At 51.4% G+C, this 18,231-nt stretch carries 16 protein-coding genes and 1 tRNA gene; 5 read left to right on the top strand and 12 right to left on the bottom strand.

The genetic code is table 11. The annotated features are described in order from the left end of the window. Positions 1 to 78 precede the first annotated feature (78 nt). Both AYJ59_RS03920 and AYJ59_RS03915 read right to left on the bottom strand, forming a co-directional pair. Entirely contained in the window at positions 79 to 1,926 is a 1,848-nt protein-coding gene (locus AYJ59_RS03920; RefSeq protein WP_127119288.1) for a sensor domain-containing diguanylate cyclase, read from the bottom strand. Between the two features lie 167 nt (positions 1,927 to 2,093). Further along, a complete protein-coding gene (locus AYJ59_RS03915; protein WP_127119287.1) occupies positions 2,094 to 3,665 on the bottom strand; it encodes a pyruvate kinase in 1,572 nt (523 codons plus the stop codon). A 192-nt stretch (positions 3,666 to 3,857) separates the two neighbouring features. Here AYJ59_RS03915 and AYJ59_RS03910 point away from each other — a divergent pair. The 5 genes from AYJ59_RS03910 to AYJ59_RS03890 all read left to right on the top strand — a co-directional run bounded on the left by AYJ59_RS03910 (position 3,858) and on the right by AYJ59_RS03890 (position 7,082). Continuing rightward, positions 3,858 to 3,934 (top strand) — tRNA-Arg (locus tag AYJ59_RS03910). 136 nt (positions 3,935 to 4,070) lie between these two features. Beyond that, complete coding sequence (locus AYJ59_RS03905; protein ID WP_029938799.1) at positions 4,071 to 4,667, top strand: helix-turn-helix domain-containing protein; 597 nt, start codon at positions 4,071 to 4,073, stop codon at positions 4,665 to 4,667. 223 nt (positions 4,668 to 4,890) lie between these two features. After that, entirely contained in the window at positions 4,891 to 5,229 is a 339-nt protein-coding gene (locus AYJ59_RS03900) for a P-II family nitrogen regulator (protein ID WP_029938800.1), read from the top strand. Between the two features lie 24 nt (positions 5,230 to 5,253). Next, positions 5,254 to 6,507 (top strand): ammonium transporter, encoded by a 1,254-nt coding sequence (locus AYJ59_RS03895; protein ID WP_029938801.1) that lies wholly within the window; start codon positions 5,254 to 5,256, stop codon positions 6,505 to 6,507. 122 nt (positions 6,508 to 6,629) lie between these two features. Beyond that, on the top strand, positions 6,630 to 7,082 hold the full coding sequence (locus AYJ59_RS03890; protein ID WP_029938802.1) for a GNAT family N-acetyltransferase: 453 nt from the start codon (positions 6,630 to 6,632) through the stop codon (positions 7,080 to 7,082). A 66-nt stretch (positions 7,083 to 7,148) separates the two neighbouring features. Here the strand turns inward: AYJ59_RS03890 and AYJ59_RS03885 are convergent, their stop codons facing one another. The 10 genes from AYJ59_RS03885 to AYJ59_RS03840 form a co-directional block, all read right to left on the bottom strand. Further along, entirely contained in the window at positions 7,149 to 7,841 is a 693-nt protein-coding gene (locus AYJ59_RS03885) for a type 1 glutamine amidotransferase (RefSeq protein ID WP_127119286.1), read from the bottom strand. Positions 7,842 to 7,995: 154 nt separating this feature from the next. Further along, positions 7,996 to 8,850: a bifunctional methylenetetrahydrofolate dehydrogenase/methenyltetrahydrofolate cyclohydrolase FolD gene (folD, locus tag AYJ59_RS03880; protein WP_029938804.1), complete on the bottom strand. Its 855-nt coding sequence runs from the start codon at positions 8,848 to 8,850 to the stop codon at positions 7,996 to 7,998. A 10-nt stretch (positions 8,851 to 8,860) separates the two neighbouring features. Next, complete coding sequence (locus AYJ59_RS03875; RefSeq protein WP_029938805.1) at positions 8,861 to 10,183, bottom strand: FMN-binding glutamate synthase family protein; 1,323 nt, start codon at positions 10,181 to 10,183, stop codon at positions 8,861 to 8,863. 29 nt (positions 10,184 to 10,212) lie between these two features. Continuing rightward, positions 10,213 to 10,890, bottom strand: a complete 678-nt coding sequence (locus AYJ59_RS03870) for a protein glxC (RefSeq protein ID WP_127119285.1) — start codon at positions 10,888 to 10,890, stop codon at positions 10,213 to 10,215. Positions 10,891 to 11,089: 199 nt separating this feature from the next. Continuing rightward, complete coding sequence (locus AYJ59_RS03865) at positions 11,090 to 11,989, bottom strand: class II glutamine amidotransferase (protein ID WP_127119284.1); 900 nt, start codon at positions 11,987 to 11,989, stop codon at positions 11,090 to 11,092. Between the two features lie 30 nt (positions 11,990 to 12,019). After that, entirely contained in the window at positions 12,020 to 13,354 is a 1,335-nt protein-coding gene (gene glnT / locus AYJ59_RS03860) for a type III glutamate--ammonia ligase (RefSeq protein WP_127119283.1), read from the bottom strand. Beyond that, positions 13,344 to 13,832, bottom strand: coding sequence for a hypothetical protein (locus AYJ59_RS03855; RefSeq protein WP_127119282.1), 489 nt, complete (start codon positions 13,830 to 13,832; stop codon positions 13,344 to 13,346). Before AYJ59_RS03855 ends, glnT begins: the two co-directional genes overlap by 11 nt. Then, positions 13,829 to 16,714, bottom strand: coding sequence for a 2Fe-2S iron-sulfur cluster-binding protein (locus tag AYJ59_RS03850; RefSeq protein WP_127119281.1), 2,886 nt, complete (start codon positions 16,712 to 16,714; stop codon positions 13,829 to 13,831). The genes AYJ59_RS03855 and AYJ59_RS03850 overlap by 4 nt, the downstream gene beginning before the upstream one ends. After that, positions 16,704 to 16,973 carry a sarcosine oxidase subunit delta gene (locus AYJ59_RS03845; protein ID WP_127119280.1) on the bottom strand — a complete coding sequence of 90 codons (270 nt, stop codon included), beginning with the start codon at positions 16,971 to 16,973 and terminating at the stop codon, positions 16,704 to 16,706. The genes AYJ59_RS03850 and AYJ59_RS03845 overlap by 11 nt, the downstream gene beginning before the upstream one ends. A 9-nt stretch (positions 16,974 to 16,982) precedes the next feature. Next, positions 16,983 to 18,224 carry an FAD-dependent oxidoreductase gene (locus AYJ59_RS03840; protein WP_029938812.1) on the bottom strand — a complete coding sequence of 414 codons (1,242 nt, stop codon included), beginning with the start codon at positions 18,222 to 18,224 and terminating at the stop codon, positions 16,983 to 16,985. Between the last annotated feature and the right edge of the window lie 7 nt (positions 18,225 to 18,231).

The following is an 18,231-nucleotide window of genomic DNA, read 5'->3' as shown; positions in this document are numbered from 1 at the left end:
ATAAAAAACCGATAAAGACCGGAAGCGGAATCCAGCGAAAAAACCACCAGGCCTGGTGGTTTTCGGACGAAAGGGAGGTTACAGGGTACGGTCGATTTCCACCCGGTTACGGCCTTGCTGCTTGGCCAGGTACAGCGCTCGGTCGGCGCGTTTATAGAAGCTTTGCAGGCTGTCATTGGCCTGAAGCTGCACCACCCCGAGACTGATGGTGACCGAAAGCTGCCCTTTATCGACCGCCAAATCCGCCACGGCTTCACGATAGCGTTCCGCCAGAATCAAGGCGCTTTCCAACTGAGTGTCCGGCAGCATGACGGCGAATTCTTCACCACCGACCCGGCAGACTTCGTCTCGGGCACGCAACAGACTTTTCAGGGTTTGCGCCACTTCCACCAGCACCTTATCGCCCATATCGTGACCGTGGGCATCGTTCACCTGTTTGAAGTGGTCGACATCCAGGAAGACCATACAGAAAGGGTTCGGACGTTCCGCCATGACCTTCTGAAGGTATTGATTGAAATAATGCCGATTGTGCACACCGGTCAATTCGTCGTGCACAATCAAGTGTTCCAAGCGGCTCTTATAATGTTCTTCTTCGGTGATGTCGGTCATCAGCACACTGACGTAATCGGTTCCGAAGTGCGACGAAATATCGGTGGCTTTGACCAAAAAAATGTAATCCCGGTCGTGCCATCGAATCTTGGCGTAGTGCGATTTATCCTTGTTTTCCACCACATAATCAAACCAGTAGGTGCCGTCCATATAGCGCCGCAAATAGCCCTCTTCCGGCACGAACAGCTCGCAGATGCAATGATACGACTGATGAAATTCCTCGACGTTCTGAAAGGTATCGAAGAATTCGAAAAACCGACGATTGGCGAACAGAATGCGGCGATGGTTCGAGACATACACGATTTCCGTCGACGTATCGAACACCTCGAAGAAAAAGCGTTTTTCCAGCTCGGCCTGACGCTTGAAATACATCATCGCCAGCAGGAAAATCAGCAACAGTACGATGAACAGCGTCATAACGATGAACTGCTTCTGGGTATCGTACACGTGGATGAATTCAAAGCTGTCCAACGGCTTCAAGGTGACCCAGGTCGCCATCGGTTGACCGCTGAGATCGGAAATATGACGAGTCACCACCAGATAACCGTCAAACACCATATAACCGGAGTGCTTAAACGCACGCTCGACCCCGTAACGTTCAATCAACGCGACATCCGGTTCGGTGGCATCGATATTCGCCACATAATAATCATCGATGAATTTGCCCGTGAAGGCGTTGGTCAATTGCTTACGATAGCGTTTATCCACCAGCACCACCGAATGGACATGACTCATTTCCGACAAGGCCTGGTCGATGGAGTCGATTTGCGAAATCACATCCACCATCCCCAAAAACCGGTCGTTATCATCGAAAATCGGCACCATGGATTTAAACGTCAAAGCAAACTTTCCGACACTGAAGTTATTGATCCGGCGCGGGTTTTCAATCATGGAAGCGATATCTTTTCGCACCGGAGTCAGGTTGTCGCCTTTTTTAGTGGTCCAACTCCGCGCCAAACTCACACCGTTTTTGTCCACCAACTGAATCCACACCCCTTTGTATTTGGTCAGGGTCTTTAACTGATGGGTGTAATGAGCCAGTTTTTTCTGTAAATCCGGGTCACCGTTGAGCAAAGCATTTTTGAAATTCGGCGGCGAGGTCATCGCCACGGCCAACGCCTGGGTAGTGTTTTGCTTTTCTTTGATCAAGACATCGACTTTTTCAATCAGGGACGATTGATAGAATTGGAATTCCTGATTGCGCGCCTCGTCGACCTGCCATGCGTAGAGCATATAGACTACCGGGGAAAGCAACAAAGTTCCCAATAGCATCAGCCAATACAAATGCTGGTTGATCAGGCGAAAAAAGTTCGGCATAGAATAGGCTTTAAAAAATAAAGGAAATTGTCCTGTTTTTCGGCTCCCGCGTCCAATAAAAGACTAAAGTACAAGAATAAAATAAACTAATTTTACTCCCTTGACCAGCTTCTTGAACCTGTCAGCCCCAAGCCTTATCGCCAAGTACCTGAATCACCGAACGCAGTTCATAGCTGCAAGACATCCATATGGGTATGACTTTTGAACTGCTGAGATTCCATTTTTTGCAAAACGTCACTCAATAACCGTACCGCCTCGGTAATGTACGGACCTTTATTCAACATCACGCATTCAGCACGTTGCGACATAGCGGCATCAGTGATTTCCGGGCGCGAAATACGCCCGTCTTTGACAAAGGATTCCATCACTTGTGTGGCCCAGACAACGGGAATATGGGCCGCCTCACACACCCTTAAAATCTGGTCTTGCACCCCGGCCATGCGAACACTGCCTAGCTCCACTGCCAAATCCCCCCGCGCCAACATCACGCCCAGTTCGATATTCCGCGCCAAGCTGACGGCCAAAATCGTCGGGAGCTGACGCACGGCTTTCGCCGTTTCGATTTTCGCCAGAATCGGCAAAGGTTCCACACCTTTTTCACACATCCGGTTGTGTAACCGTAAAACATCCTCCGCGCATTCGGTAAACGACAGACCGACCATATCCGCATGCTGACAAACGAAATCGAGATCATGCTCATCTTTGTCGCTGAGCGTCGGTAACGCCAAATCCGTATTCGGAAAGTTGAGGCCCTTTTCCGGTTTCAAACGGACGCCGCCCGGCCCCACCTGAGTTATATCGATCAACAGGGCCTCATCCCGTTTATCCATCACCTCACCGCCCATTTTGCCATCATCAAACCAGACGCTGTCACCGATGGACACCATCGCAATCACATCCGGGCAAGTGACCGTTACCATGGCATGCACCGACAGGCCAAAAACCGCTTCCATCTCGGAAAAACGCGCTTGATCACGGCACAATAATACTTTGTCATGTCGGTGAACTTTCGGGTAAACACCTTTTTGGCCCTTTTGCCCGCTTGCGAATTTTTCACGTGTTTTTTGCGATGCCGCCTGGCCGACCTGAATGTCCCCGGTGCGGATTTTGTGCCCCGCCAAGTCCATCAAAATCGGACAGGTCACACCCAACGCCTTGGCCTGACCACGAATATGACGAACCATTTTTGACCAGGCCTGGTCATTATCATGTGCACAATTAATACGGGCGCAATTCATGCCCGCCGCCAAGAGCGATTCCACCAAGGCCGGGTGATCGGCCGCTTCGGAAGGCAAAGTCACCAAAATGTATTCGCTCCGGTTTTCTGGCCGAGCACCGAACAAACGACCTGCCCGCTTTTGCAACGCATGATAACCGGCTTCATATCCCAGGCACCATTCGGCCTTTTCGGGGACATAAGCCACGCCGTCCACCGCAAGCGATAGGACATTCAGCACCGCATCGATATTGGACAGCACATGCGGCTCCACTCGCCCCAAGGACGACAACCCGGCCGCCGCCAACCCCGATTGCAACGCATGAAGATTTTCCCGGCGCATGACCTGATAATTGAGCAAATTGTGCAAACTGAACAACCGCCCGTCGTCGTTTGTTTGCACATCGATTGATTGCAGCTCGGTTTGCGTCTCGCCAAGGATACGCGCCCTCAAAGCTTTCAACCGAACGAATAAACTTTCCAGGGAAACGTCTTCCCCCGGTTTCATTTCAAAATGCGTCATAGCCGCCTCGCACTCAACCCAACATGATTTCAGAATAGCCACCGAAATTGACAACCAAATGAAACCTATTGGGTTTTCGCCAGCCTTCACGACAACACACTTAACAGCGGTTCTGCGCTTTTCGATGGATTCTGCTGTTAATACGCTGACGAAACCCTTATAATGAGCGCGTTTCAAAAACACTTCCCAAACGCGCCCGTAGCTCAGCTGGATAGAGCGTTGCCCTCCGGAGGCAAAGGTCTGGGGTTCGAATCCCTTCGGGCGCGCCATTACACAGCCTTTCTTATCCATCAATAACGCATTCGGCCATACTCTCCCCTAGCCGTGCTATAAAAAATTACTTAGTTTTCTAGCGTGCCAGATTGGGTATAATATCGCCATTACCTCCAAGAAAAGACAGATTCAATGAGCGCAAAAGACAATCAATCCCTTGACCTCTACATCGGCAAAATCATCAATAACGTTCGTAAAAAACAAGGCCTGACCATCGCGGAAATTTCCGAGCAGTCCGGCGTCAGCCGTGGGATGTTGAGCAAGATTGAAAACGGACAGGTGTCCCCAAGTCTGGACTCGTTGTTGAAAATCTCACGCGCGCTCGGCGTGCCGATTTCGGCGTTCTTCAAGGAATTCGATTCGGAGGAAGGAGGCGCTCAACTGGTGAAAGCGGAAGAAGCGCTTGAGGTGGTTCGTCGCGGCACCAAAGTCGGGCACACTTATCACCTGCTGGCTTACGACTCGGGCCCTCACAAAACCTTCGAGCCTTTCTTAATTTCCTTGGATAACAAAAGCGAGATCTTCCCGACCTTTGCGCACGAAGGTTCGGTGTTCATGTATCTGTTGGAAGGTGAAATGATCTATCGTCACGGCAAACAGACCTATCACATGAAGCCGGGCGACTCCTTGACCTACAACGCACAAATCTCCCACGGACCGGAAGAATTACTGCAAGTGCCGATTAAATTTCTCAACATCATCTACTACAACCAGAGTGCACCAGAATAAAAAACTCCGTTTCCAACCCGGTGCAACAACTTTCCGATTTCATCTCAAATTCCTTTCAGATTAAAACTAATACCTTGAAATTAAATACAATTTAATTCTTGGTACTAAACTTCCTTTCTTCCTCGCAGGTATTTGTTCCATACCTAAAAAAACTTAACCAAATTACCTTTGCTATCAAAGGTAATTTGGTTCTTTTTAGTTTCTCGTTCAGGGGAGGTCGCATATGAAGTTAGTGAAAGCGATCATTAATCCTTACAAGTTGAATGATGTCCGTGACGCGCTTTCCGATTTAGGAAGCTACGGACTGACCACAACGGAAGTGAAGGGTTATGGTCGTCAAAAAGGACAAAAGGAAATCTATCGCGGTGCAGAATACGAAATCTCTTATGTACCCAAGATTATGATTGAATTGGCGATTTCGGACGATGCGCTCGACAGTGTCGTGGCTTGCATATCCGAAACAGCCAGAACCGGGAAAGTGGGAGATGGCAAAATTTTTGTCATGCCAATCGAAGAAGTCATCAGAGTTCGTACCGCTGAAACGGGAGATGACGCTTTATAAAAGAAGTGAACATGGAGTAATTTTATGGAAGGAAATTTTTTACAACTATCCTATGCACTGGATACGTTTTACTTTTTGATGAGCGCCGTGCTCGTCATGTGGATGGCCGCCGGGTTTGCCATGCTGGAAGCCGGTCTGGTTCGCAGCAAGAACACGGTTGAAATCTTAACCAAAAACGCACTGCTTTACAGTGTTGCCTGTACTATGTACCTGATTGTCGGGTATAACTTCATGTACCCTGGCGACCCAATCAGCGCTTACCTACCTAACATCTCGTTCCTGTTGGGCGCGGACAATGCGGTTGACGCCGTAGTCGCTGGCGGAGACGGTGCACCTTACTACTCAGGTATGTCTGACTTCATCTTCCAAGCGGTTTTCGCGGCTGCGACGATGTCGATTGTTTCCGGTGCGATTGCTGAGCGTATGAAGCTTTGGCCTTTCTTGGTGTTCGCAGTTGTCATGACAGCGTTCATCTACCCTATGGAAGGTTACTGGAAATGGGGCGGCGGCTGGTTGGATCAGCTAGGCTTCCAAGACTTCGCTGGTTCCGTTGTTGTTCACATGGCTGGTGCCGCTGCCGCTTTGGCTGCTGTAATCCTGGTCGGACCACGTCTTGGTAAATACGGTCCTAACGGTGAAGTCCGTGCGATTCCAGGTGCGAACCTTCCGATGGCAACCCTAGGTATGTTCATTCTTTGGATGGGCTGGTTCGGGTTCAACGGTGGTTCTGAGCTGATGATCTCCAATGTTGACGAAGCGAACGCCGTTGCTGCGATCTTCGTAAACACGAATGCGGCTGCTGCCGGTGGTATGATTGCCGCTGCATTGTTGGGACGCTTCATGTTCGGTAAGACCGACTTGACCATGGCGATCAACGGTGCCTTGGCCGGTCTGGTATCCATCACGGCTGAACCGCTAGCGCCAACACCTGGTCTAGCTCTGATCATCGGTATGGTCGGTGGTATCATCGTGGTACTTTCCATCATCGGTATGGACAAAATGAAGCTTGACGATCCAGTCGGTGCGATCTCCGTTCACGGTACCGCCGGTATCTGGGGTATCTTCGCGGTATTGTTCAGCAACTCCGACGCGACTTTCATGGGTCAGTTGATCGGTACGGTTGCAACATTCGCTTGGATGTTCATCGCTTCGTTCATTGTTCTTTACATCATCAAGAAAGCGGTTGGCCTACGCCCAACTGAAGAACAAGAACAAGAAGGCTTGGACGTTGAAGAATGTGGTATGGAAGCTTACCCAGAATTCAACCAGAAAAACTAAGTCCGACTTAGATGTAAAGAAACGAAAAACCGCCGTTCTCATACGGCGGTTTTTTCATTTTTGAAAGCCCTTAATAAAAACGGGATTTTTTATTAAGTGTTTTTAAAAGGTAACTACAATAGATGTCAACGCAGATCAGACAAGCCTCTTTTCAGGACATTCCCGAAATGGTCGTCCTACTCAAATCCTTATTCGCGCTGGAAGCCGATTTCGATTTCGATATCGACAAGCAAGTCAAAGGAATCGGTTTCATCATCGAGAACAAGGATTGCTGTTATCTGGTGGCCGAATCGAATAACCACGTCATCGGCATCTGCAGTGCACAATGGGTGTATTCCACTTCGGAAGGCGCCAAATCCGCCTGGATCGAAGATCTGATCGTCCACCCGACCCATCAAGGCAAAGGGATCGGCAAACTGTTATTGAACGCGATACTGGACTGGTGTGAACAGCAGGGCTGCACGAGAGCACAACTGGTGTATGACAAAGACAACACCAACGCCATTGCGTTTTATGAGAAAGCCGGCTGGCAAATGACGAATCTCGGCGTTTTGAAGATTCACCCGGCCGAGTAACAAGAAACGCCCGAGGAATCTCGAGCGCCATGTATCACAAATTTAAAGAAGTTCCGACAGAACGCCTCAAGCGTCCCGAACCAGATAATCGAGCAAATCGAACAATACCGGCCGCACCGTCAGCATTTTAACTTCCGGTTCGGCCAACATCACGTCGGGTTGCTGAACATAATCCCCTTCCGTCATCTGCTCACCGATTTCATCAACCCACTCTTGAATAATCATCGGCGTCACTTCCGGATGGCATTGCAAACCGATGATGCGTTCACCAAGCTGGAACCCTTGATTCGGACAAACTTTACTTTCAATCAGACGCTTGGCACCTTCCGGCAACGCAAAGGTTTCACCGTGCCAGTTGAAAATCTCCAGCGCGTCCGGAAAGCGGAAAACCGTCGCATTGTCGCTCACATTCGAGACGGTATGCCAACCGATTTCCACTTCCGGGCTATCGGTGACTTTCGCGCCCAGTGCCGTGGCAATCAATTGCCCGCCCAGGCAAATGCCCAATAACGGAATATCGGCTTCAATCACATCGCGAATATACTGCTTCTCCGCCACCAACCAAGGGTAATTGACCTCGTCATTCACGCTCATCGGACCGCCTAATGCAATCACCAGGTCCGTGGATGCCAAATCAGGATAACGCACGTTGGGTTCATACAAAACCACGGTTTCGACCGAGGCCGATTTCGCCTGCAACCATACCTCGATTTGCCCGAGCCGTTCAAACGGCGCGTGCTTTAACACCACCACATTCATGCCCCATCTCCTATCAAGTCATTGCCTGTTTATCAGACACATATTAATCAAAAATCCTAACCGCCTAAAACAAAAAAGCCGTGCGCCACACTCATGAAATGGCTAACACGGCAAACGAAACGAAAAATACAAGCTTATGAAGAAACCATCATTTTTAAGACAGTTGATGTCGCTCGCAAGCGATCAAGGTGTTTTCCAGCAGGGTCGCAATGGTCATCGGCCCCACACCACCCGGTACTGGCGTGACATGCGCCGCCACGTCCATTGCCGCCTTATCGACATCGCCAGTCAGGGAGCCGTCTTCCAAACGGTTGATGCCCACATCGATAACGATGCAGCCCGGTTTCAACCAATCCGCCGGAATAAAGCCCGGCTTACCGACCGCCACCACCAGGATGTCGGCCATGGCGACGTGGGTTTTCAAGTCCGCCGTGAAGCGGTGGCAAACCGTGGTTGTCGCACCGGCCAACAACAGCTCCAGCGACATCGGGCGGCCCACGATATTGGAAGCCCCGACAATCACCGCATGCTTGCCTTTGGCGGACAAACCGTAATGGTTCAACAGCGTCATGCAACCGTATGGCGTACAGGGACGCAAGGTCGGCATCCGCACCGTCAAACGGCCGATGTTATACGGGTGGAAACCATCCACATCCTTATCGGGATGGATGTTTTCAATCACGGTTTCGGCATCGATGTGTTCCGGTAACGGCAACTGAACCAGAATCCCGTCAATCGAACTGTCGTCGTTCAATTGGCGAATCAAATCCAATAGCTCGGTTTGCGTGGTCGAAGACGGCCAATGCCAGGACTTGGACACGAAGCCCACTTCCTCACACGCCCGTTTCTTGTTGTTCACGTAAACCGACGACGCCGGATCGTCACCAATCAGAATAACGGCCAGGCCTGGCGCTCTCAAGCCCTGCGACAAACGCATATCGACCTGATCTTTGATTTTGTCGCGAACCGCTTTTGAGACAGCCTTACCGTCAATAATCTTTGCGCTCATGGCTCAACCTTTAATAGTTTGATTTACCCGGAATCCAGCCTGTTCCTGCCAAAGGCACACCGGCCATGGCCGCCGCTTCCACATTCAAAGCCACCAGATCTTCCGGTTCCAGGTTGTGCAAGTGGGACTTACCACAGGCGCGCGCCAGCGTTTGCGCTTCCATCGTCAGCACTTGCAGATAGTTGGCCAAACGCTTACCAGCTTCTTCCGGATTCAGACGCGCCGCCAATTCGGTGTCTTGCGTGGAAATCCCCGCTGGGCATTTACCTTCGTGGTAATCGTCGTAGAAACCGGCCGCTGAACCGATTTTTTGGTACTCGGCATCCCATTTCGGGTGGTTACAGCCCAACGCCACCAATGCAGCCGTTCCGATGGCGACAGCGTCCGCGCCCAACGCCATGGCTTTCGCCACATCGGCGCCACTGCGAATCCCGCCGGAAACAATCAACTGAACCTTACGGTGCATGTCCATTTCCTGCAAGGCACGAACCGCCTGTGGAATCGCCGCCATGGTCGGAATCCCGACGTGCTCGATAAAGACGTCTTGCGTCGCCGCCGTACCGCCTTGCATACCATCGACAACGATGACGTCCGCACCGGCTTTCACCGCCAACTTCACGTCGTAGTAAGTACGCGTTGCACCCACTTTGATGTAAATCGGTACTTGCCAATCGGTGATTTCACGCAATTCCTGAATCTTGATGGCCAAATCGTCCGGTCCGGTCCAGTCCGGGTGACGACAGGCACTGCGTTGGTCGATGCCTTTCGGCAGGTTACGCATCTGCGCGACACGGTCGGTAATTTTTTGCCCCAACAGCATCCCACCGCCGCCCGGCTTGGCGCCCTGCCCCAATACCACCTCAATGGCGTCGGCCTTACGCAAATCATCCGGGTTCATCCCGTAACGAGACGGCAAGTATTGATAAACTAGCGTTTTGGACGTTTTACGCTCTTCCGGCGTCATCCCGCCGTCACCGGTCGTGGTACTGGTGCCCACCATGTTGGCACCGCGTCCCAGAGCTTCTTTGGCATTGGCGGACAAGGCACCGAAACTCATCCCGGCAATGGTCACCGGAATATCCAACTTAATCGGGTTCTTGGCGAAACGCGTGCCCAAGGTCACGTCGGTACCGCATTTCTCACGGTAGCCTTCCAACGGATAACGCGACATACTGGCGCCCAAGAACAATAAATCATCGAAATGCGGTACTTTACGCTTCGCACCGAAACCGCGAATGTCGTAGATGCCCGTTTCCGCCGCACGTTGAATTTCATGAATCACGTCACGGCTAAAAGTTGCGGATTCGATTAATCCAGGTTGTTTCATCGTCATATCTGACTCCTTGCAATTAGGTTAATGCCTTAATACGCCGAGGCGTTATCGACTTTAAAGGTATACAGCTGGCGAGCTGAACCGTAACGGGTAAAGCTGTTCGGGTCCTCATCACTACCGGCTTCTTTCAACAATGCGGACAGTTCCTCGATGTGCTCCGGACGCATTTCTTTCTGAATGCAATCCGCGCCCAGGGACTCGACCTTACCTTTGACATACAAATGGGCTTCATACAAGGAATCCCCCAACGCCTCACCGGCGTCACCACAGACAACCAAACAACCCGACTGCCCCATAAAGGCACTCATGTGACCGACCGAGCCTTTCACAACGATGTTGACGCCTTTCATGGAAATACCGCAACGGGCGGCGGCATCGCCATCCACCACCAACAGGCCGCCATGTGCCGTGGCTGCAGCCGACTGGCTGGCATTGCCTTTGACGTGCACCTTACCGGACATCATATTTTCCGCCACGCCTTGACCGGCGTTACCGTTAACGATGATTTCCGCTTCTTTGTTCATGCCCGCGCAATAGTAACCGGCATGACCGTTCAAAGTAATCTTCGCAGGCTGGTCCATCCCGACCGCCAGGTTGTGGTCACCACTGATGCCGTTCACCACCACTTCCGTGGTTTTGTCTTTCGGCAAATCATGCAAGGCTTGATTCACCTCTCTGACCGTTTGTGTTTTCAAATCAAATTCCATGGCAATTCCTTTTTCTTATTCGTTTTGAGAGCTTTGCATGAGTGGGGCGCGATAGAAAAATGAGATAAAATTTTTCTGAATTAGGCGGAAAACGCAGCGAATAGCGAGCTATTCGCCAGTTTTTCAACGACATTCAGGGAAATTTTAGCCATTTTTATCCGTGCATCCACCTCCTGCAAAGCTCTCGTTTGTTTCTCAATCAGCCTTTACCCCAGAAATACACTTTTCCTGGATCGGGTTCCCACAATTTAGCGTTCTCGATGCCCGGCAAGGAGGACAACGCATGGTACTCAGACGCCATGGCCACGTAATCGTCCGTTTCCGCCATGACCGCCGGCTTACACGCGATTGGGTCACGCACCACCGCAAACCCGTCTTTGGTTCCGACCGTAAAAGTGAAAAAACCGTCCAAATCTTCAATGGCCCCTTCCAACGCTTCTTTTACGCTGGCGCCTTCACGCAAACGCCAGGTCAGGTAACCGGCCGCCACTTCGGAATCGTTTTCGGTTTCGAACTGGATACCTTTGTGCTCCAGCTCTTCACGCAAACGGTTATGGTTCGACAAGGAACCGTTGTGCACCAGGCACAAATCCATCCCGGTCGAAAACGGATGCGACCCTTCCATCGTCACGCCACTTTCGGTGGCCATACGGGTGTGGCCCACAATGTGCGACCCTTTCATGCCTGCCAAATTGAAACGCTCGGCGATGTTTTCCGGCAAGCCGACTTCTTTCAAAATCTCAATGGAACGCCCCACGCTCATGATGCGGATAGTCGAATCGAATTCAGCGATGGTTTCACGTACCGGCGCTTCTTCGGCTTTCATTTTCAGCACCGCCGCATTGGCGTTGTGCATCACCGAAACCGGCGTGCTATAGGTTTCTTCAAGCTTTTCGGCCAACATATGCCAAGGATAATGCTCATCTTCATGCTGCAGCGTCAGCTTAATCATATCGTCGGACACTTCGTCCCCGTAAATCGCGAACCCGGCACTGTCCGGTCCGCGCCCAGTCATGGCAATCAGCATCGGCTCGAACAGCTTGCCGAGTTGACTCTCAAGTGCGCTGTTTTTTAAATATAACCCTACAATTCCACACATGAGCCTTCTCCTTTAAAAATACTCTGCGGCTTAAAAATATTCTGCATATCGGTTTAACTCCCAATCGGACACATGGCGCTGGTATTCGACCCATTCCATGCGTTTGATATCAATGAATTCTTTCATGAAGTTTTCGCCGAACTGTTCGACGAACAACGAATCTTCTTCCAACTCGTCCAAGGCTTCCGACAAGGATTGCGGCAGGGTATCAATCCCTCTTGCCTTGATTTCATCCAACGACAAGCCGTAGTGGTTGATGTTTTGCGGCTCGCCTGGGTTCAATTTTTTCGCCACACCGTCCAAACCGGCGGCAATGATGGCGGCGGTCACCAGATACGGGTTGCACCCGGTATCCGGCAAACGGAATTCCAAACGCCCGTAAGGCACGCGGACCATCGCCGAACGGTTGTTGTCGCCGTAACTGATAAACGCCGGTGCCCAAGTCGCGCCGGACAGCGAACGCCCGACGACCAGACGCTTATAGGAGTTCACCGTCGGCGCGGCAAACGCACACAACGCTTTCGCGTGATGCATCAATCCGCCCAAGAAGTCATAAGCCAGTTCCGACAATCCCATGTTATTTTTGTCGGAATCGTCTTTGAACAGGTTATTTCCTTGGTCATCGGTAATCGACAAGTGGAAATGGAACCCGTTCCCGGTGCGGTTGGCGTTCGGTTTCGGCATGAAGGAGCAGATCATGCCCATTTCATTGGCGATTTCGCTGCCGGCCATGCGCACAAAAGTGATGCGGTCTGCCGAAGTTTTCGCGTCGGAATAGGTGTAGTTGATTTCGAACTGACCGTTGGCGTCTTCGTGGTCAATCTGATAAACATCGAATCCGACCTGCTGCAGGGAATCGACGAATTTTTCCAAAAACGCACGGGAACGCGACAACCCTTTATAGTCGTAACATGGCTTGTCCAAGGTATCGCTTTCGTCATACGGCATCAAATGCCCGTCTTCATTGCGTTTCAGCAAGCTGAATTCCGGCTCGATCCCAGTGTTCAAGGTCCAGCCTTTTTCGCTCAAACGCTCGATTTGTTTCAACATGATGTGGCGCGTATCGTATTCGTAAGGCTTATCATGCACGTGACCGGTACAGGCCACACGCGCATACCCCGGTTGCCAAGGGACGATACTCAAAGTGCTTAAATCCGCTTTGGCCATATAATCGCCATCATGCGGTTCCATGCCCAAGCCCCAAACGGCGAACCCGGCAAACCCGGCACCGTCTTCCACAATCGACTCCAGGCAACTGGCCGGAACCGACTTGGTTTTGGCGACACCGTGGATATCGACAAACTGGGCCAGAATGTATTTAATCTGGTTGTCTTCAAGGAATTTTTTGGCTTCTTCAATCGTCATCTTGGCACTCCATTTTTAAAAAAGGGGATTTTTGTATTTGCTGGCTCAAGGTTTCCTGGAAGTAGTATCCAAAAGTCGGATCACACCCAAGAATGAGCGGTGCATCGGCTTCTGGAACCAACAGCCAGGCCGAGACACCCGCAATCGAGACCATCAGGAAATCACCCGGCTGACTTTGACGGAAGTCGTAAATACACACTTCCGACATCAAAGCTTTCCAGTTGCCCGACAGTTCAAAAATCGCATCCCCTCTTTGGAATGCATATTGGTTGTTTTCGGATACAGCCTCCAACGGTTGTTCAACGCAGACATAGAGTTCTTCTTCACCCAATTTGGCGACGAATTGGTCTTTCGCCACCGATTGATATTGAAAAACCTCCAGGCCTGACGCCCCGAAGGAAGCCAAAACATCATTAAGGCCTTCCCCGCGAAAATGCATTAGAGTCGGCATTGTCTTCGGTGTAATCTGTAAACTCATGCCGCGTCTCCTTCTGCTGTTTCGTCCGGTTTTTGCATTAACCCTTCCGGATCATAGAAAGGGGTTTTAACCACTTTTGCCTTCACAAATCGACCGTCGGTCAATTTGATGCTCAGCACATTATTCGCCATTGAATAATCGGTTGAAATCATCGCCAAACCGATGACCTTTTTCAGTGTGGCACTGCTACCGATACTGGTCACACGCCCAATCATCTCGTCGGCTTCAATCACAAGGTTTGATTCCAGCGGCTGGTCGTTCGGGTTGTCAGACAACAATTCGAACCCAACCAAGGTACGCATCTTGGTTTCTTTCAATCTCACCAAACTCGGTTTGCCAAGGAAATACGGTTTTTTGAAATGCACCGCCCATGGCATATTGGCCTCGAACGGGTTGGTCAAGCCATCGGTATCCTGGCCGACAATGATGTGGCCTTTCTCCAAACGAAGCAGTCGTTGCGCTTCCACACCGAACGGCTTGATACCATAGGCTTGACCGGCACTCATCAGCGCCTTCCAAATGGTCAATGCCGATTGCGAATCGGTATGGATTTCATACCCCAATTCGCCCACGAAACCGACCCGAATCAAGGTGACATCCAACCCCAGCATTTTGCCTTGGCGCATCGCCAGATACGGGAAGGCTTCCGTCGATAAATCAATATCACAAAGCTTTTCCAGAATCTTGCGGCTGTTCGGACCGGCCAGGTTCATGGCACCAATCTGCCCGGTGCGGTTCAATACCGTGACCTTCAAGCCCCACTCGATGACTTTTTTCTGAATCAAGCGGTAGGCCGAATCCGACGTTGACGTCGTGGTGGTCACATAAAAATGTTCGTCGGAATAGCGAATCGCGACACCATCGTCGATGACCACTCCGGAATCGTCCACCATCAAGGCATAACGGCTGGCGCCAATCGCCATATTCGACATGCGCATGGTGTACAGTCGGTCCATCAACTCCCCGGCATCCCGTCCGAAAACATCCAGCTTGCCCAGCGTCGAAACGTCAATCAACCCGACGGAATTCCGTACCGCTTCGACTTCAGCCTGAATCGAGGTTTCACGGGTCATTTCGGTTGGATAATATTCCGGTCTCAACCAGTTACCGGCTTCCATAAAACAGGCATTTTCTTCTTCGTGAAACGGATGGATCGGCGTCAAACGCTCCGGACGGAAACGCATCCCACCCAAGTGCGAAACCGGTGTTGGGTGAAACATCGGTCTCGCGGTCGTGGAACCGGTTTGGTCGATGGTTTTCCCCGTCAGTTTCGCCAACATGCGGATGCCGTTCATATTGCTGTGTTTGCCTTGGCTTGGCCCCATACCGATGGTTGAGAAACGTTTCATCAACTCGATATTGTCGAACCCTTGCGCAATCGCCCCTTTCAAATCCTTGATCTGAATATCTTCATCGAAGTCGACAAACTCTTTGCCTTTCGGATGCGCCCAAATCGGGTACGGATGCGAATGCGCGGCTGTGGCACGGTAATCTTCAACTTCCGGCAATGCCTGGCCTTTCATATATAAAGCCGCCGCCAGCCCAGCTTGTTCACCGTCCTTAATCCGGTTTTCAATGTCGTAAACACCGTTGATGCGGCCGCACGCGAACACACCTTCCGGCAAGGTCACCGGCAACAACTGCTCCACGGTGGCGTTGTAACCGAATTTAGCGCCCGCCTGATACAAAGGTGCGCCGGCCGGTGCCCAGCCCACGCTCATCAACAAGCCGTCACACAACAAACGTTTTTCCGTGCCGTTGGTTTTGAAAATCACCCCTTCCAGTTGTTTGCGCCCCAGCGCTTCGACCATTTCCGCGTTTTCATACACCACCATGCCGGCCTGTTTGGCTTGCTCGACCCACTCGCCTTCGGTGCGCCCGGTATCGATAATCGCCTTCACCACCAAACCGTTCTGATGCAAGTCGAGCGCGGCACGATAGCCTTCGGCATTAGCGGTCAGCACCACCGATTCGGTACAAGGGGCGACGGCATAACGCGTCATCAGACGTTGCGCGGCGGAAGCATTCATCACCCCCGGTAAATCATTATTACGGAACACCGCCGGTTGCTCGAACACGCCCGTGGCGACCACCACGGACTGCGCCGACAATTTAATCAAACCGTCATTGGTATTGATCGACAACCAATGGTCGCCGTAATACCCGGCCACATAGGCCGATGTGATTACATGGATATTCGGTGTGGATTCGATGGTTTCTTTCAAGTAATGGCGGTTCAATGTCTGCGCACTTTCGTTCACAAACTGATAATCCAACGAACCGCCGATGTGTGGATTTTCGTCAATCAAACAGACATCCACGCCTTGCTTGGCCGCTTGAATGGCCGCCGCCATCCCCGAAGGCCCGGCGCCGATGACCGCGACGTCACAATGACGATAACGCTTTGGCTTACGCTCTTCAGTCCAGCGAGTATCCACTTTGCCCAGGCCTGCCATTTCACGAATCAAACGCTCCCATTTCGGGAACAGAAATTTCGGCGAATAAAAGGCTTTATAGTAGAAACCGACCGGCAGAAACTTTCCGATTAACTCCACCAATGCACCCTTGTCGTTCGCCAAAGAGCCAAAGGTGTTGACAGCGGTCAGTGACATGCCATTTTCCGGCGCCACCACATCACCGCGGACATTCGGTCTGTCCTCGGCCTGAAACAAAGCATTGACGTCGTGGTTGGCCAAACTCATCACGCCGCGACGACGGTGGTATTTAAAACTGCGGCCCAACACTTTCGTGCCCTCGGCCCATAAAGCGCTACTGATCACATCTCCCTTGAAACCTTTGACCGGTTTACCTTCGAATTCGAAGGTAACCGACGCTTTGCGATCAATCCATTCCAATGGCTGTGGCGCGAGTCTAAGCTTCATGTGCAATTCCTTTATTCGCAAAATCGACCTGTGTGATTTGATCGGTCAACGTATTTCGTTCAAATAAAAACCAGATTCCCGTCGGACGGTGATACCACCATTCGGTCTGGGTTTGCGGCGCGCCGTTATGGTAGAAAACATAATCCGCCCATTCTTTTTCCGACACGGCTTCCTGATCCGGTTCACGTTCAAGTCGCCCACCGTAAGTGAACTCACTCAAGGCTCTTCTTCCCAAACTTGGACACGTAACAAATTTCATACTGTCTCCTTAGTGACCGACCGACGCCGCGCCTTTCTCACCCACCAACTCAAACTTGGCGTAGCGATCCAGACTGAACGGCTTGATCAATTCGTGTGTCGAATCGGTGGCCACGGTATGCGCCATGGTTTTTCCGCTGACCGGTGTCGCTTTAAAGCCCCAGGTTCCCCAACCGGCATCCAGATAGAACCCTTCCACATCGGTTTTACCCATAATCGGTGCGAAATCCGGTGTGATATCACTCATCCCGGCCCACTGACGCATGATTTTCAAGCGACTGGTGAACGGGAACAAATCCATCATCTGGTCGGTCAGACCTTCCACAAAATCCAGGGTCGATCGGGTCGAATGCAATTCCGCCGGATCCACCGACGCCCCCATGACCAACTCACCGCGCGACGACTGACTGACGTAAACGTGCAAACTGCCGGATACCACAATCGTGTCCATAAACGGCTTCACCGGTTCGGTCACGCAGGCCTGCAACGGGAAAATCTCAATCGGGGTTTTAATGTCCAGCATTTCGGTGATGCGTGGCGTGGAACCTGCCACCATCGAAATCACTTTCTTGGCCTCGACAAACCCTTTGTCCGTTTCCACGCCGACAACCTTGCCGCCTTTGGTTTTAATATCCGTCACCTGGGTTTTCTGATGAATTTCCACCCCACGCATTTGCGCGCCTCGGGCATACCCCCAGGCCACCGCATCATGACGCGCCACCGAACCCGGTGCATGGTACAAAGCGCCCATCACCGGATGCTGACCGTTACAGGACATGTCCATGTAAGGCACTTCTTTTTTGATGGTATCCACATCGACGACTTCACTGTCGATGCCGTGATGTTTATTCACCTCTGCACGCCATCTCATGGTGCGCATCGCACTATCGGTGTGCGCCAAGGTAAAATGGCCACGCGTCGAATAGAAGATGTTCAAATCGAAATCGTCGCTCAAATCCTCGAACAATTTCAGGCTTTCGTCGTAGAACTTAACCCCTTCAGACGTCAGGTAATTCGAGCGTACGATGGTGGTATTACGACCTGTGTTTCCGCCGCCGATATACCCCTGCTCCAAAACCGCCACATTGGTGATACCGTGTTCTTTAGCCAGGTAATAAGCACAGGCCATTCCATGACCGCCGCCGCCGATAATCACGACGTCATAAGCCTTTTTCAGCGGCTTTTCTTCCGGGAAAAAACGCGGTTCGTCTTCCGATTTTTTCCAGGCGTATTTCAGTAATCTGAGTGGCATTCAAGTC

The organism is Thiomicrospira sp. S5 (assembly GCF_003991075.1).
GTDB classification, from domain to species: domain Bacteria; phylum Pseudomonadota; class Gammaproteobacteria; order Thiomicrospirales; family Thiomicrospiraceae; genus Hydrogenovibrio; species Hydrogenovibrio thermophilus.
The sequence above is the reverse complement of the archived record's forward strand: the minus strand, read 5'-3'. Positions and strand labels throughout refer to the sequence as shown.

Coding starts and splice junctions, on each gene's coding strand:
- AYJ59_RS03920 (WP_127119288.1), bottom strand. CDS start 1,926: ATGCCGAACTTTTTTCGCCTGATCAACCAGCATTTGTATTGGCTGATG.
- AYJ59_RS03915 (WP_127119287.1), bottom strand. CDS start 3,665: ATGACGCATTTTGAAATGAAACCGGGGGAAGACGTTTCCCTGGAAAGT.
- AYJ59_RS03905 (WP_029938799.1), top strand. CDS start 4,071: ATGAGCGCAAAAGACAATCAATCCCTTGACCTCTACATCGGCAAAATC.
- AYJ59_RS03900 (WP_029938800.1), top strand. CDS start 4,891: ATGAAGTTAGTGAAAGCGATCATTAATCCTTACAAGTTGAATGATGTC.
- AYJ59_RS03895 (WP_029938801.1), top strand. CDS start 5,254: ATGGAAGGAAATTTTTTACAACTATCCTATGCACTGGATACGTTTTAC.
- AYJ59_RS03890 (WP_029938802.1), top strand. CDS start 6,630: ATGTCAACGCAGATCAGACAAGCCTCTTTTCAGGACATTCCCGAAATG.
- AYJ59_RS03885 (WP_127119286.1), bottom strand. CDS start 7,841: ATGAATGTGGTGGTGTTAAAGCACGCGCCGTTTGAACGGCTCGGGCAA.
- folD (WP_029938804.1), bottom strand. CDS start 8,850: ATGAGCGCAAAGATTATTGACGGTAAGGCTGTCTCAAAAGCGGTTCGC.
- AYJ59_RS03875 (WP_029938805.1), bottom strand. CDS start 10,183: ATGACGATGAAACAACCTGGATTAATCGAATCCGCAACTTTTAGCCGT.
- AYJ59_RS03870 (WP_127119285.1), bottom strand. CDS start 10,890: ATGGAATTTGATTTGAAAACACAAACGGTCAGAGAGGTGAATCAAGCC.
- AYJ59_RS03865 (WP_127119284.1), bottom strand. CDS start 11,989: ATGTGTGGAATTGTAGGGTTATATTTAAAAAACAGCGCACTTGAGAGT.
- glnT (WP_127119283.1), bottom strand. CDS start 13,354: ATGACGATTGAAGAAGCCAAAAAATTCCTTGAAGACAACCAGATTAAA.
- AYJ59_RS03855 (WP_127119282.1), bottom strand. CDS start 13,832: ATGAGTTTACAGATTACACCGAAGACAATGCCGACTCTAATGCATTTT.
- AYJ59_RS03850 (WP_127119281.1), bottom strand. CDS start 16,714: ATGAAGCTTAGACTCGCGCCACAGCCATTGGAATGGATTGATCGCAAA.
- AYJ59_RS03845 (WP_127119280.1), bottom strand. CDS start 16,973: ATGAAATTTGTTACGTGTCCAAGTTTGGGAAGAAGAGCCTTGAGTGAG.
- AYJ59_RS03840 (WP_029938812.1), bottom strand. CDS start 18,224: ATGCCACTCAGATTACTGAAATACGCCTGGAAAAAATCGGAAGACGAA.